Origin of the sequence: Amycolatopsis sp. MtRt-6 (assembly GCF_017308975.1) — a bacterium.
Lineage (GTDB): Bacteria > Actinomycetota > Actinomycetes > Mycobacteriales > Pseudonocardiaceae > Amycolatopsis.
Window position 1 is genome coordinate 331,465 of record NZ_JADWPD010000003.1, and the last position, 14,224, is coordinate 345,688.

Genomic DNA, 14,224 nt, shown 5'->3' on the forward strand with positions numbered 1-14,224 from the left:
GGGGATACGTCCGCGCGTACGGCCGTTCGGGTGGACTTGTACGCCCGCTCAGCCGCCCGCGGTGACCACCACCTTGCCGAACTGGCCGTTCGCCTCGAGGTAGCGGTGGGCCTCGGCGATGTCGGCGAGGTCGAAGGTCCGGTCGACGCGCGGCCGGAACGTGCCCGCCCGGACCCCGGCGCGGACGAACTGCTCCGCCCGGGCCAGGCGCTCGGGGTTCAGGGTCAGGTCGAACGCGTTGAACATGCGCATGGTCGGCGCGTACCACAGCGGGAACGGCGTTTCCTTGGTGTCGAGCGCGCCGTAGACGACGATCGTGCCGCCCTTCGCCGTGGCGTCCGAGAGGGCACGGACGCCTTCCCCGGCGACGGCGTCGAAAACGAAGCCGGCGCCCCGCCCGGCGGTGATTTCCCTCGTGCGCTCGGCGATGTCTTCGTCATCGGTGACGATCACGTGCGCGGCACCGGCGTCCAGCAGGCGCTGTTTCTTGGCGGCCGTCCGCGTCGCGGCGATCGGGATGGCGCCGATGTGGTTGACGACGTCGATCGTCGCCAGCCCGACACTGCTCGACGCGGCCGTGATCAGCACGAAGTCCCCGGGACGGACGTGTCCTTCGTCGACGATCGCGCCGTACGCGGTGAGGAACGATCCCCACAGCGCGACGGTCTCGGCGGCGTCGAGCCCGTCGAGGCGCCGGAGCACGGCGGCGGCCGGGACGATCGCCGCCTCGCCGTAGACGCCGTAGTCCCGCATCGAGAAGCCCGCGACCGTGCTGACCTCGTCGCCGATCCCGAAGCCGGTGACACCCTCGCCGACGGCTTCGACGATCCCGGAGGCGGAGTAGCCGAGCTTCGCGGGGAACTCGCCGGGGCGTTCGAAGTAGGTACCGGCGCGGAACATCGCCTCGGCCCGGTTGAGCCCGATCGCCGCCACCCGCAGCCGCAGTTCGCCGGGGCCCGGCTCGCCGAGGTCGACGTCCACCAGCTCCAGCACTTCCGGTCCACCTTCGGCGGCGAACCGCACTGTCTTGGTCATTCCAGGTTCCTTTCCGGTGCTTGCCGGAATCGATCGTGGACCAACTGCGTTTGCGCTGGAAGACGGCACTTTTCTGGTACGACGGCACAAGCCTGTTACGAACGGGGTCACAGCGATGGACAACGGCGAAATCCCTTCCGCGGAGATGTGCTCCCTGCGTGAAGTCCTGGACCTGGTGGGCGACAAGTGGGCGATCCGGGTCCTGGTCCAGCTCGGCAACGGCCCCCGGCGGTTCAGCGAACTGGAGCGGGCACTGGCCGGCGTGTCCCGGCGGATGCTGTCGCTGACGCTGCGCGGGCTGGAGCGCAACGGCCTGGTGACGCGGAAGGTCTACCCGGAGGTCCCGCCCCGGGTCGAGTACACGATGACAGCGCACGCGGCCGAACTGGACGAGCCGCTGCACGCCCTGTCGGCGTGGGCGGCGAAGCACCGGTCGAAGGTCGCGGAGGCACGTCGCGCCTTCGACGTCGCCTAAGCCGCCAGGTGCTCCAGGACCAGCACCTGCGCCTCACCGACCGCGAAGCCCAGCACCGCTCCCGTGGCGATCAGGATCCACTCGTCCTGCTCGAACGCCGGCCGCAGCAAGCGCTCGAACTCCTTCGGTGACAGCTGCTTCATCTTCGACACCAGCACGTTCCGGATGTCCATCGCGTCGGTCGCGTAGTCCTCGATGTACCGCATCGTCTCCGGCAGGCGCGACATGATCTGGGACGAAATCGCCAGCTTCATGTCCTGGTACTTGCGGCTGCCCACCGCGAACACCAGCAACGGCTTCGCGACGCTGCCCAGCTCGCGGTCGAGCTGACGCTGGATCAACGCCAGCACCCGGTCCGACAGCGGCCCGTGCAGGATCGCCTCGATGACGTTGTGCGGGGTGATGATCTCCTTCGCGATCAGCGACCCGTACGCCTCCGCGACCTCCGCGCGCCGCTTCAGGAAGAGCCCTTGCCACTGCACTCCGAAGTACCTGCGCGGCTCGATCGGGTAGAAGATCATCCGCAGCGCCAGCCAATCCGTGAACCAGCCCGTGAACAGGCCGAACAACGGCATGATCGGCGGGAACTTGAACAGCACCCACGCCACCATCTGGATCACGCCGATCGCGCCGCCGAACACCAGGCCCGACCGGGCGATGAACTTGAACTCCCGCGCGCCCGCCTCCTGGAAGATCCGGTTGAGCAGGCGCTTGTCCTTGACCAGGCTGGTGACCACCATGCCCTTCAGGTCGAACACGCTGTCCACATCGGACTTGATCAGGTCGAGCACCGCCGCCACCATCCGCGGCGCCTCCTGCTGGACGCGCGCGATCACCAGCCGCTGCACCCGCACCGGCAGCGACTCCCACAGCCCCGGCTGGTAGTGCGCCGCGACCTCGCGCACGATGTCCTCGACGCCCGCCAGCAGCGGTTTTTCGATCTCCCGGGCAATCCGCCCGGCGTCCAGCCGCGCCACGACCTCGGCCGGCTTGATCAGCTGCTCGGTCATCGTGTCGCAGGCGATGCTCGCCATCCGCGCCGCGCGCTTCGGCACGATGCCCTGCCAGCCGAGGAACGGCTTGACGCCGATGAACTCCACCGGCTGGAACATCATCCGGATCGCGACGAGCTTCGTGCCGTAGCCGATCAGCGCCGCGACGACGGGGATCGAGACGTAGAGGGGCCAGTGCCGGCCGAAGTCGGCGACGATGCCGCTGAGGAAGGCCCCCATCCGGCTACCCGAGACTCGGGTCGCAGGCCTGCCAGAACTGCGCGCCGAGGCGCGACACGTGGATCGTCCGCCGGACGAACTTCGCGCGCCGGACGTGCTTCTCCGCCTCGCGCACCGTCTCGTCGGTCAGCAGGATCTCGTACTGGGTCTCCAGCGACGGCACCTCTTCGTCGAGGTCGACCAGGCCGAGCCCGATCAGCCGGGTGACGTAGCCGGGCACCTGGTCGGGCAGCGACACCCCGGCCGCCTTGCCGACCGTCGAGGCGTTGCGCAGCACGACCCGGCCGTTGCCGCCGAGACCGGTCCGCTCGACGACGTCGACCGCGGGGAACGGCGACCCGTCGGACAGCGCGGACAGGATCCGCGCCTCGTCCGGCGTCAGCTGGCGCAGGATGATCGCGTAGAAGTACTCGCGGGCGCGTTCGCGGCCGAAGCCGATGGAGTGGTTGAGCAGCTCGGCCATCGCCGCGCGCAGCGGCTCGGCGTGGTTGTCGCGCGCCGGCACGAGCGTGACGGTGGCTTCGACCTTGTCGGTCACCGCGCGGTTCATCGCCGACGCCGCGGTGAGCGCCGCGTGGTAGGGGTCGTCGACCTCGTCGAGCCGGCGGCGCAGCTCGGTGAGCAGCTGGCGCTCCACCTGCCGCACACCGCGCTCGGCGGTCTCGACGCCGGGGAGCTTGCGGCCGAGCGCGAAGCCGGTGCGCGCGGCCCAGCCCGCCACCTGACCGGCGCGGCGGGCCAGGTCGGCCACGTCGTCGGCGGCACCCCGGCCGTTCGGTCGCTCTGCGTTCACCGGCGGACTCCCCTCTGCTTTCGCGCTGATGCTACCTGCGGGTAGGCCGAATGGAGGTGTTTGGATGCACACATGAGTCCGACGCGCTGGGGCCCGCCGATCGACGTCCTCCCGTACTTCTCCAAAGAAGAACAAGCGCTGATGACGCTGCTCGGCGCACTCACCGAAGAGGACTGGACGCGGCCGACCATGTGCGCCGGCTGGACGGTCAAGGACGTCGCCGCCCACCTGCTGGGTGACAAGGTCGGCCGGCTGTCCCGCGGCCGGGACGGGCACGCCTCCGAAGCCCCCCGTCCGGGTGAGCCGTTCCCCCGGTTCATCGACCGGATCAACGAGGAGTGGGTCGTCGCGTGCCGCCGGCTCTCGACGGACGTCCTGCTCACCATGCTGTACGAGTTCATGGGCCAGACGACCGAGTACTGGGCCGGGCAGGACCTCGACGCGCTCGGCGAGCCGGTGAGCTGGGCCGGCGCCGAGCCCGCGCCGCGCTGGCTGGACGCGGCCCGCGACTATTCGGAGTTCTGGGTCCATCACGTGCAGATCCGCGAGGCACTGGAGCACACGCCGCTGGAGGCCGAGTACGCCGAGCCGATCGCCGACACGTTCGTCCGCGCGTTGCCGCACACCCTGCGTGACGTCGAGGCCCGTGCCGGCAAGCAGGTCGGCTACACGGTGACCGGCCAGGGCAAGTGGCACGCCCGCCGCGAGCGCGACGGCTGGGTCCTGGACCGCGGTGCCCCGCCGTCCCGCACCCCGCTGGCCACCGTGACGACGGACCTGGACACGTTCTGGCGGCTTTGCACCCGCAACGCGACGGACCTCGACCGGGTGAAGACCACCGGGGACGAAAACGTTTGCGCGGTGCTGCTCGGGATGACCTCGATCATCGTCTAGCGGCGCCGCGCCTGCTTCCGCAGCTGCAGGATCCGGGCCCCGCCGATCAGCGCGACCAGTGCCGCGCCGCCGATCGCCGAGAACAGCATCGCGATCGCCAGCGGCAGGCTGCCTTCGGCGCCGAAGAAGCGCACGGTCGCCGGGTCGAGGTTCTGCAGGATGAAGATCAGCAGCACGACCAGCACGAGCAGGCCGGCGATCACCGCGACCCAGGTGCCGCTGATCCGCGTCGGGCGGACCTTGCCCGCCGGTTTGGCGGGCGCCGGCCGCACCGGCGTCGTCTCCTCCGCGCCGGGCCGGACGTCGCCGGCGCGCAGCTCGGCGGGTTCCAGGGCGCCTTCGGGCAGTTCGTGGTGGGTGGGACCGGTGGGGCGGTCGGCCGCGCCCCCGCGCGCGTGCGTCATGTGCCCAGTGTCCGTCCGGCGCACGGGGAGCGCTGCCTCAAACCCCCTAACGGGCGAAGCCGTCGACTTCCCGCAGCACGCGGAGGGTGTTCTTCCCGGCCAGCTTCGCGCAGTCGTCCTCACTCCACCCGCGCTCGAGCAGCGCGGCGAACAACACCGGGTACTTGGACGTGTCCTCCAGCCCTTCCGGCAGCGAGCCGACGCCGTCGTAGTCGCCGCCGAGGCCGATGTGGTCGATGCCGGCGACCTCGCGGGCGTGCTCGACGTGCGCGACGACGTCCTCGACCGTGGCGAGCGGCTTCGGCGGGCCGTCCCACTCCTTGACGAACTTCCCGCGCAGCGTCAGGTTCCGGTGCTCCAGCCCGGCCGCGCCCATCGCCGCCTCGAGCCGCTCGTTCCAGGCGGCGACCTTCGGCGAGACGAACGCCGGCACGAAGGTGATCATCGCGACGCCGCCGTTGCCGGGCAGCATGGCCAGGACGTCGTCGGGGATGTTGCGGGGGTGGTCGTTCACCGCGACGCAGGACGAGTGGCTGAAGATCACCGGCACCGAGCTGACCTCGATCGCCGCCCGCATCGTCGACGGCGCGACGTGCGACAGGTCGACCATCATCCCGATCTTGTTCATCTCCCGCACGACGTCGCGGCCGAACTCGGTGAGCCCCCCGTGGGCGGGCTCGTCGGTGCCCGCGTCGGCCCAGGTGGTGTTGAAGTTGTGCGTCAGCGTCATGTAGCGGACGCCGAGGCGGCGCAGGATCCGCAGCACGCCGATGGACTCGGCGATGCTGTGCCCGCCCTCCGCGCCGAGCAGCGACGCGATCCGCCCGTCGGCGAACGCGGCCTCGGCCTCGTCCGCGGTGGTGACGAGCCGGAGCCGGTCGGGGTAGCGCTCGGCCAGCTGGTGGACGACTTCCACCTGCTCCAGGACAGCGGTCACGGCGCTGTGGCCTTCGAACTCACAGGGCACGTACACCGACCAGAACTGCATGCCGAGCTTCCCGTCCGCGAGCTTCGGGAAGTCGGTGTGCAGCGCGGGCTGCCGCACGGTCAGGTCGAGGGACGCGGCCGCCTCGACCGGGTTCGGGCCACCGTGCTGCCGCAGCTCCCACGGCAGGTCGTTGTGCCCGTCGGCGAGGATGACGGCGTCCAGCAGTTTGGTAGCACGCTGTAGTGCCTCGTTAGTCATCGGCCGATCGTAGGGACGTCCGGCATACGCTTCGTACAAATGCGCTGACGTCTTGCTTGGAAGAAGTATTCCGGCGAAGTTTTGCGGTAAAGTGCGGTCCGTGGACACCGACGACGACGAGATCGTCACCTGGTGGGGCCTGGTCATCGAGGGCTACCTGGCCACCCAGGACAGGCTGATGGGCGAGATCGCCGACCGCTTCGGGCTCGCGCCCGCGTCGTTCGACATCCTCCTGCGGCTGGTGCGCTCGCCCGAGCACCGGATGCCGATGACGCGCCTGGCCACGGAGGCGGCGCTGTCCAGCGGCGGCTTCACGAAGGTGGCGGACCGCCTGGTGGCGGCCGACCTGATCTGCCGGATCCCCAGCCCCGACGACCGCCGCGTCACGTTCGCGTCGCTGACCGAACACGGCCTGGAGGTCGCGAACAAGGCCCGCGCGGCGGCCGCGGACATCCTGCGCCGCATCGTGCTGACCCCGCTCGGTGACGACGCCCCGGCACTCGCCGAAGCCATGCGGACACTGCGCGCGTTCAACACCGAGCGTTGAAAAAGTCGAGGTCACGCCCGGGACGGCCGACGGCGCACCATGAGAGCCATGCTGACCGAATCGACCATCACGACGATGCTCCCGGTGACCGACAGTGAACGAGCCGGCCACTTCTACGCGGACGCCCTCGGCCTGAAGCAGACGGGCCGCGGCGAGGACGGAACCCTCTACTTCGCGGCGGCGGGCGGCGCAATCGGCCTCCGCCCGATGCCGGCCGGCGCGCAGAGCGAGAACACGGCGCTGAGCTTCGAAGTCGGCGATCTGCCCGCCGAGGTCAGAGCCCTGGAGGACCGCGGCGTGCGGTTCCAGGACTTCGAAATGGAAGGCCTTCGCACAGTGGACCACATTGCGCAGCTGGGCAACGAGCGCGCGGCCTGGTTCAACGACTCCGAAGGCAACGTGCTCTGCCTGCACGAGGTCATGGGCTGACCACCCTGGGGGCGCGGGGGTGCCGCCCGGTTGCCGGCAGGCACCCCCGCGTGCGCAGCCACTTCTCCGCCGCCTTGGCATCGGCGGCCGGGCCGTCGCCGAGCAGCGGAGCGAGCACCGTGCATCCGGTGTTCTCCCGCAGGCCTCCTATCCAGCTGCAGGCCGCTGGGGTTTCGTCGGCCGTAGCTCCGAACGCCGTTCGGCAACAGTTTGTCCACAAGGCACGGACGGTGTGGACAACATCGACGATTCATCTTCGCTGGGCGGGTTTTGTCGGCCGTCGCCGATAGACTGGACTTGGGCACGCCCCCCAGGGAGGGCAGGGTTCCGGCAAAGTCGTTTGTGCTGGTCATGGGGTGATTCCGTAGAGGGTGAGTGGTCGGGTGGCGTCGCGGGCGGTGTGGCGGAGGCCTTGGGCGATGTTGGTGTGGCCTGTGGTGCGTAGGGCGCTGATGGCGAGGTTGCGGAGGGTGGCCATGGCGCGGGGTGCGGTGCCGGTGCGGACGCGGGAGGCGTCTTCGCGGTAGGTGGTGTCGCGGACCCAGTGCAGCCGGTTTTCGATGCACCAGTGGCCGCGGAGGAAGGCAGCGATCTCGGCAGGGCCGGTGTGGGCGGGCAGGCTGGTGATGCCGTAGCCGGTGTGGGTGTGGCGGATGCCGGTGACACGGTTGGTGCGGTATCGGGTGAGTTGGAAAACCGTGGCCGTGTGCGGGAAGGCGAGGTCATCGGGTGCGGGAAGAATCTCGATGGTGCGTTGTTCGAGGCGGCCGTGCCCGATCCCGGTGCCGGTGTGGTGGGTGGCCTGCGGCCAGGGCATTGTGGTGAGCCGGGTGTGGAGCCGGTGCTGGTTTGCTTTGACGGTGAACACGTAGTGCGCGCCGCGGCCGGCGAGGTAGGCGGCCAGGCCGCGGGTGGTGTGCAGGGCGTCGGCGGTCACTACCGTCCCGGTCAGGTCGATCTGGTCCAGTAGCGGCTGCATCCAGGTGATCTCGCTGGTCCCGGTGGTGACCTGTTGCTGGGCCAGCACGGTCCCGTTGTGGTGAGTCAGTGCGGACAGCAGATGGACACCGGCTCCGCCGGTGCGGGCGAAGGTGCCGCGCAGTGATTTGCCGTCCACCGCGATCGCTGTCGCAGTGTGTTCCGGTGGGGTGGTGGCGGTGATCCAGTTGCTGATCGCGGCGTCGAGGTCGTCGCCGTCAATGGCGCGGAGCACTCGCCGCAGGGTGGCCTCGTCCGGTGCGAGGTGCCGGTCACGGCGGGGGTCGAACCGGGTGCCCAGCCGGGCCAGCACACGCTGTGGTGCGTCCGCGGCCCATTCCCCGATCGCGGTGAACGACTGCGCGCCCGCCGCGACCGCCGCTGCGGCCAGTGTCAGGATCGATACCAGCGAATGCCGCACCCCGCGCCGTTTCCGCGGGTCAGGTATCAGGGCCAGATAGTCCCGCAGGTCAGCTACTTGATCGAGGCCGGTGGAAGCCAGTCGGGTCAGCACAGCCGGGATGGGAGAAGATGCAACAGCAGGCACGGCTCTCTCACAGATCATGGGCTTCGACAACCACATGATCACCACCGAGAGCCGTGCCTGCCTGCACCAACACGACTTTGCCGGAACCCTGCCCAGGGAGGGTGGGGAGCTGTCAGGCCGCCGGACTGCCCGCCACCACGTCGGACAGCAACTCCGGGTTGCCGAAACTCGTGCGGGAGCCGGGAAAGCTCGACGTTCCCGAGTGGAGGATCACCGGCACGCCGCGGTCGAGGCACAGCTGGTAGACCGGGTACAGCTCCTTGTCCGCCGGCGAGAACGCGCCGTGCACCGGGTGGATCTTCAGTGCCACCGCGGGTGGTGCAGGTACGGGTTGACGTTCGCCACCAGCCGGAACCGCTCCGGGTTGAAAGAAACCAGCGGCAGGTTGTCCTCGATCGGCTGGATCCCGGTCGCGCGCGGGCTGTACTCGCAGAACAGCAGCACCCGGTCGACGCCTTCGGACGCCATCAGTTCGTCCATCGCGGACGGAACCACCTCGCCCGAAGCCGCGTACACCGAACGCCACGGGGACGACCCGCCGAAGTCGTGCGCCCACTGCAGCCACGCTGGCTTGAGCGTCGGCAGCCGCGGCGTGTGGACGTGGGCGTCGACCACGAAGTGCCCGTCGATCACGGGCTGGGTACCGTCCGCAGCGAGTCGCGGACCAGCTCGCGGATGACGTTGCGGCGGATCTTGCCGGTCGCCGTCTTCGGCAGCTCCGCCAGCTCGACCACCCCGCGCGGGCGCTTGAACGCCGCCAGCCCCTCGCGGCAGAACTCGATCAGCTCGGCCGGCTCCACCGCGAACCCGGGCGCGGGCACCACGCACGCCACCGGCTTGTCGAGGCCGTCGGCGTCCGGCGCGGCGACGACCGCGACCTCGGCCACCGCCGGGTGCTGCCGCAGCCGTTCCTCCACCTCGGACGGTGACACCCAGATCCCGCCCGCCTTCAGCATGTCGCCGAACCGGCCCAGACACGAAAAGGTGCCGTCTTCGTTCCGGACGTAGCTGTCGCCGGTCCGCAGCCACTCGCCCTGGAAGACGAGCTTCGTGGCGTCGTAGCGGGCCCAGTACCCGGTCGCCGTCGACGGCCCGGCGACGAACAGCTCGCCCGGCTTCCCGGCGGCGTCGATCACCGCCCCGGCTTCGTCGCGGAGCTGCACGGAATACCCGGGCACGGGGACGCCGGTGCTGCCCGGCCGCACCGAACCCGGCTGGTTCGACAGAAAGATGTGCAACGCCTCGGTCGACCCGATGCCGTCGAGGATCTCCAGCCCGAAGCGGGCGCGGAACCGTTCGAACAACGACGCGGGCAGCGGCTCGCCCGCCGAAACCGCGTACCGCACCGAAGAAAACGAGTCGTCCGGGACATCGCTGGCGAGCAAGGCCGCGTAGAACGTCGGGACCGCGAAGAACAGCGTCGGCTGCTCTTCACGAGCGCGTCGCGCGAACAACGCGGGCGTCGGCCGCGAAGGCTCGAGCAGCGTCGTGCCGCCCGCGCCGAGCGGGAAGAAGCACGAATTCCCCAGACCGTAGGCGAAGAACAGCTTCGGCACGGACAGGAACCGGTCCGCCGGCGTCGTCGCCAGCACACCGCGCGCGTACGTCTCACAGACCGCGCGGATGCTCGCGTGGCGGTGCATCGCGCCCTTCGGCTGCCCGGTCGTCCCCGAGGTGTACAGCCACAACGCGGGCGAGTCTTCCCACGTCCGTCCACTGTGGAACGAGCCGGTCAGCGACGGCCAGTCGTGGGTCCGGACGGAGAACCCGGCGCCGTCGCAGCGGTCGAGCACGACGTCGGTGACCTCGGGAGCGAGCGACAGCGCCGTCACCGCCTGCTCGGCGAACTCCCCGGACACGCACAGCACGCGCGCCCGCGAGTCGGCCAGCACCTGGCCCAGCTCCGGCGCGGTGACCATGGTCGACACCGGGACGGCGACCGCGCCGGCCAGCATCGCGCCGAGGATGCCGGTGAGCAGCTCGACGTCGTCGACCATGCAGAACATGACCCGCTCTTCGGGCCGCACGCCGAGTTCGAGCAGCCCGCCGGCGACGCGCCGGGACTCCGCCGCCAGCTCGGCGTAGGTGAGGGTGCGGCGGGGCGACACGACCGCGGTCGCGTCCGGGCGCCCATTCGAAAGCAGGTACTCCGCGGCATTGAACCCTGTCGCCACCAGGCCTCCTACGTGAGGTACACGTACTCGTAGTCGATGGGCTTCCCGTTGATGCCCTGCCGCGGCGGCGCGACCCAGCTCGCGATCTTCCCCCGCTCGTACACCGGGCGCATCAGCGAGCGGACGAACGTGAGGTCCTCGGTCGTGGGCAGCCACTGGCGTTTGCCTGCCTCCCAAGTCGCCTCGTCGACGATGGTGCCGTCGGGAGTGACGTGGTGGCCGGAGTTTATGCCCACTTCGCGGTTGAAGCCAGGGTGCGGCAACCGGAACGTGTGGTCGATGCCGGCGTCGGAAAGGATCTTGTTCCACCGCTTCACGCCGGTCTGGCAGTCGGCCACGTACTCGCTGCGCAGGTCGAGGTTCAGCAGCAGGATCGCCTGCATCTCCTCGGTGCTCCAGGTGCCGTCGCCGTTCGGCCGCTCCAGCGTGCGGGCGTCCTCGGTGAGCTTGTGGTCGTCCTTGCGGCGGGCCTCCTGCCAGCGCCCCTTGAGCCCGGCGGTGTAGTAGTTCGCCGCGTTCGTCGACGTCTCGCTGCCGAACAGGTCCAGGGACACCGTGTAGTGGAAGTTGATGTACTTCTGGATGATGTCCAGCGGGATGCCGCCGTGCGGGCCGATGTCGTCCGTGTCGTGCTCGCGGATCAGCTCGGCGCTGCGTGTCACCACGCGGTCGACGCCGGTGGTGCCGACCATCATGTGGTGCGCTTCCTCCTTCAGCATGAACTCGCAGGTGCGCGAGAGCGGGTCGAAGGAGCTCTCCTTGAGCGTGCCGAGCTGGTACTTCCCGTCGCGGTCGGTGAAGTAGGTGAACATGTAGAAGGCCAGCCAGTCGGCGGTTTCCTCGTTGAACGCGCCGAGGATGCGGGGCGCGTCGGGGCTGCCGGAGTTGCGCAGCAGCAGCCCTTCGGCCTCGTCGCGGCCTTCGCGGCCGAAGTAGGCGTGCAGCAGGTACACCATCGCCCACAGGTGCCGGCCTTCTTCGACGTTGACCTGGAACAGGTTCCGCAGGTCGTACAGGCTCGGCGCGGTCAGGCCGAGGAGCTTCTGCTGCTCGACCGACGCCGGTTCGGTGTCACCCTGGATGACGATCAGCCGCTGCAGGTCGGCGCGGTACTCGCCGGGCACCTGCTGCCAGACCGGCTCGCCCTTGTGCTCGCCGAAGGCGATCCGGCGGTCGGGGTCGCGCTCGGCGAGGAAGATGCCCCAGCGGTAGTCGGGGACGTTGACGTGGTCGAAGTGCGCCCAGCCTTCGCGGCCGACGCTGACGGCGGTGCGCAGGTAGACGCCCTGCGTCTCCAGCGTCGGCCCCATCTCGCCCCACCAGTGCAGGAACTTCGGCTGCCAGCCCTCCAGGGCCCGCTGCAGCCTGCGGTCTTCGGAGAGGTTGACGTTGTTGGGGATCTTGGCGTCGTAGTCGATCTTCCCGGGCATCTAGACCCGCTTCCTGTCGAAGACGGCCTTCTGTCCCGTACCGTAGCGGCGCAGCGCGCCTTCCGGTCCGGATGCGTTCGGCCGGGTGAAAATCCAGTTCTGCCAAGCCGCCAGCCGGCCGAAGATCTTGGTCTCGATGGTCTCGGGACCGACGAACCGGTGGTTGGCCTCCATCCCGGTGAGCGCGTCCGGGGAGAGCGACGCCCGGCCTTCGAGCGCGATCCGGATCTCGTCCTCCCAGTCGAGGTCGTCCGGGGCGTCGGTGACCAGGCCGAGTTCCAGGGCCTCGGCCGGGGTCAGTTCGCGGTCCTTCTCGCGCCCGAGCCAGGCGAGGTGGTCGTCGTCGCCGTAGAACCGCGCCTGCAGGCGGGTGAGTCCGTTGCCCATCGGGAAGGCACCGAAGTTGGCCTCGGTGAGGCAGATGCTTGCGCGGGCGTCGCTCTCTTCGTCGTCGATCGGCGGGCCGTCCAGGATGTACTGGCGGTCCGCGGCCAGCGCGATCTCCAGCAGCGCGCCGGTGAAGCAGCTGCCGGGTTCGATGAGCGCGATCAGGCTGCGGCTGGTGACGTCGAGACGCTTCAGCGTGCGCTTGAAGTAGTGCGTGATCTCGTTGGCGAGCCAGTCCTTCTGCCCCAGCACAGCCTCTTCGTGCGCCCGGACCTTCGCGGGGTCGCCCTGGGTCCGCAGGATCCACGTGCCGGCTTCGACCTCGTTGGTGCGCAGCCGCAGGATGGCGTCGTCCAGCTCGCGGGTCATCGCGAGGAACCAGCCACTCGCGCCTTCTTCGTGCAGGTCACCGGGGTCTTTTTCCGGCCCCTTGATGGTGATCGTCGCCTGGTCCTTGGCGACGTCGATGTCGACATGGCGATGTTCGAGCGGGGTCAGCTCGATGCCCTGGTCCGCCTGCCTGGACTCGCGCGCGAGTCCTCGCGCCTTTTCGAGGACCTTCTCGCGGAAGTCCTGCCGCGGCACCAGTTCGTCGACCAGGCGCCAGTCGACCGCCGTCCGGCCCTTGACGCCGTCCGGGCGCGTGGCGAAGACGTCGGCGAGGTCCCGGCGCACGCGGCGCTTGTCGACGACCCGGGTCAGGCCGCCGGTGCCGGGCAGCACGCCGAGCAGCGGCACCTCCGGCAGCGCGACGGTCGAGGAGTTGTCGTCGATCAGGAAGATCTTTTCGCAGGCCAGCGCGATCTCGTAACCACCGCCGGCACAGGTGCCGTTCACCGCGGCGACGTAGACCTGGCCGGAGTTCTCGGTGGCGTCCTCCATGCCGTTGCGGGTCTCGTTGGTGAACTTGCAGAAGTTCACCTTCCAGTGGTGCTCCGACGCGGCGAGCATGCGGATGTTCGCGCCGGCGCAGAACACCTTGTCCTTCGCGCTGGTCACGATGACCACGCGGACCTCGGGGTGTTCGAACCGCAACCGCTGCGTGGCGTCGTACAGCTCGATGTCGACGCCGAGGTCGTAGGAGTTGAGCTTGAGCTCGTAGCCCGGGACGAGCCCGCCCCGCTCGTCGACGTCCAGCTCCAGCCACGCCACCTCCCCGTCGATCCGGAGGCGCCAGTGGCGGTACTCGTCAGGATGGCGTTCGAAGGCAACCGGTGTGGTGGTGGTCACTCCCCCGAGTGTCTACATGCTTTCGACGAACGTCAATGTTGTGTAGAAAATTGATCTCGGGTGGTCACCCGGTTGAGCGTGGCCCAGGCCCAGGTGAGGAACACCCACAGCGCCAGCCCGGCCGCGGCGTCGGTGAAGATCGTCGCGAACCAGAAGGCGGGAATCCGCGGGACGCCGGTGAGGAAGTGGCCGAGCGTGACCATCCCGGCCAGGGAGTAGACCAAGAGGAACGCGAGCGCTCGCGGGTACCGGTGCCGCACATACGCGCGGTAGCCGAGCCAGCCGAACGCCGTCAGCAGCACCCAGGTGCCGGCGACGACGATGCCGCCGGCGAGGACCGAGATGCCCTGGAGCTGGGGGTAGTCCGCGTACCGGATCGCGTTGTGCGCGTAGTGGATCGCCGTACTGAGCAGCGAGAAGGCGAGAATCACGCGAAGTGGTGCCAGTCCCTTGTCCATCACGGCCCCCGATTTGATAGATCGC

At 69.5% G+C, this 14,224-nt stretch carries 14 protein-coding genes and 1 pseudogene; 4 read left to right on the forward strand and 11 right to left on the reverse strand.

From position 1 onward, the window contains the following. Window positions 1-48: 48 nt before the first annotated feature. The gene (locus tag I4Q55_RS07825) at window positions 49-1,035 is read right to left on the reverse strand and encodes a zinc-dependent alcohol dehydrogenase family protein (protein WP_206785332.1); all 987 of its coding nucleotides are present in this window, start codon (window positions 1,033-1,035) and stop codon (window positions 49-51) included. A gap of 115 nt (window positions 1,036-1,150) precedes the next feature. On the opposite strand from I4Q55_RS07825, the gene I4Q55_RS07830 reads away from it, so the two are divergent. Next, window positions 1,151-1,510, forward strand: a complete 360-nt coding sequence (locus I4Q55_RS07830) for a helix-turn-helix domain-containing protein (RefSeq protein WP_206785333.1) — start codon at window positions 1,151-1,153, stop codon at window positions 1,508-1,510. Here I4Q55_RS07830 and I4Q55_RS07835 read toward each other — a convergent pair. Together I4Q55_RS07835 and I4Q55_RS07840 are read right to left on the reverse strand one after the other, a co-directional pair. Continuing rightward, a complete protein-coding gene (locus tag I4Q55_RS07835; protein WP_206785334.1) occupies window positions 1,507-2,742 on the reverse strand; it encodes a DUF445 domain-containing protein in 1,236 nt (411 codons plus the stop codon). The two genes, I4Q55_RS07830 and I4Q55_RS07835, sit on opposite strands and share 4 nt — an antisense overlap. A 4-nt stretch (window positions 2,743-2,746) precedes the next feature. Next, window positions 2,747-3,535, reverse strand: a complete 789-nt coding sequence (locus tag I4Q55_RS07840) for an Abi-alpha family protein (protein WP_206785335.1) — start codon at window positions 3,533-3,535, stop codon at window positions 2,747-2,749. Window positions 3,536-3,607: 72 nt separating this feature from the next. Between I4Q55_RS07840 and I4Q55_RS07845 the strand changes: the two genes are divergently transcribed. After that, the gene (locus tag I4Q55_RS07845; RefSeq protein WP_206785336.1) at window positions 3,608-4,429 is read left to right on the forward strand and encodes a maleylpyruvate isomerase family mycothiol-dependent enzyme; all 822 of its coding nucleotides are present in this window, start codon (window positions 3,608-3,610) and stop codon (window positions 4,427-4,429) included. On the opposite strand, the gene I4Q55_RS07850 is transcribed toward I4Q55_RS07845, so the two are convergent. After that, window positions 4,426-4,833: a lipopolysaccharide assembly LapA domain-containing protein gene (locus I4Q55_RS07850; protein ID WP_206785337.1), complete on the reverse strand. Its 408-nt coding sequence runs from the start codon at window positions 4,831-4,833 to the stop codon at window positions 4,426-4,428. The two genes, I4Q55_RS07845 and I4Q55_RS07850, sit on opposite strands and share 4 nt — an antisense overlap. A 46-nt stretch (window positions 4,834-4,879) precedes the next feature. Continuing rightward, the gene (locus tag I4Q55_RS07855) at window positions 4,880-6,019 is read right to left on the reverse strand and encodes a dipeptidase (RefSeq protein ID WP_206785338.1); all 1,140 of its coding nucleotides are present in this window, start codon (window positions 6,017-6,019) and stop codon (window positions 4,880-4,882) included. A 100-nt stretch (window positions 6,020-6,119) separates the two neighbouring features. Here I4Q55_RS07855 and I4Q55_RS07860 point away from each other — a divergent pair, with 100 nt between their 5' ends. After that, a complete protein-coding gene (locus I4Q55_RS07860) occupies window positions 6,120-6,566 on the forward strand; it encodes a MarR family winged helix-turn-helix transcriptional regulator (protein ID WP_206785339.1) in 447 nt (148 codons plus the stop codon). Window positions 6,567-6,614: 48 nt separating this feature from the next. Further along, a complete protein-coding gene (locus I4Q55_RS07865; RefSeq protein WP_206785340.1) occupies window positions 6,615-6,995 on the forward strand; it encodes a VOC family protein in 381 nt (126 codons plus the stop codon). A 349-nt stretch (window positions 6,996-7,344) separates the two neighbouring features. On the opposite strand, the gene I4Q55_RS07870 is transcribed toward I4Q55_RS07865, so the two are convergent. The 6 genes and pseudogenes from I4Q55_RS07870 to I4Q55_RS07895 all read right to left on the reverse strand — a co-directional run bounded on the left by I4Q55_RS07870 (window position 7,345) and on the right by I4Q55_RS07895 (window position 14,199). Then, on the reverse strand, window positions 7,345-8,430 hold the full coding sequence (locus tag I4Q55_RS07870) for an ISAs1 family transposase (RefSeq protein ID WP_374194455.1): 1,086 nt from the start codon (window positions 8,428-8,430) through the stop codon (window positions 7,345-7,347). Window positions 8,431-8,638: 208 nt separating this feature from the next. Then, window positions 8,639-9,153, reverse strand: a pseudogene (locus I4Q55_RS07875) (amidohydrolase family protein); the annotation flags it as partial. Continuing rightward, on the reverse strand, window positions 9,150-10,694 hold the full coding sequence (locus tag I4Q55_RS07880; protein WP_206785341.1) for a benzoate-CoA ligase family protein: 1,545 nt from the start codon (window positions 10,692-10,694) through the stop codon (window positions 9,150-9,152). The gene I4Q55_RS07880 and the pseudogene I4Q55_RS07875, both read right to left, overlap by 4 nt. 8 nt (window positions 10,695-10,702) lie before the next feature. Further along, window positions 10,703-12,124 carry a benzoyl-CoA 2,3-epoxidase subunit BoxB gene (gene boxB, locus I4Q55_RS07885; protein ID WP_206785342.1) on the reverse strand — a complete coding sequence of 474 codons (1,422 nt, stop codon included), beginning with the start codon at window positions 12,122-12,124 and terminating at the stop codon, window positions 10,703-10,705. Further along, window positions 12,125-13,741 (reverse strand): 2,3-epoxybenzoyl-CoA dihydrolase, encoded by a 1,617-nt coding sequence (gene boxC, locus I4Q55_RS07890; RefSeq protein ID WP_206785343.1) that lies wholly within the window; start codon window positions 13,739-13,741, stop codon window positions 12,125-12,127. Between the two features lie 32 nt (window positions 13,742-13,773). After that, on the reverse strand, window positions 13,774-14,199 hold the full coding sequence (locus I4Q55_RS07895; protein WP_206785501.1) for a hypothetical protein: 426 nt from the start codon (window positions 14,197-14,199) through the stop codon (window positions 13,774-13,776). Window positions 14,200-14,224: the final 25 nt, after the last annotated feature.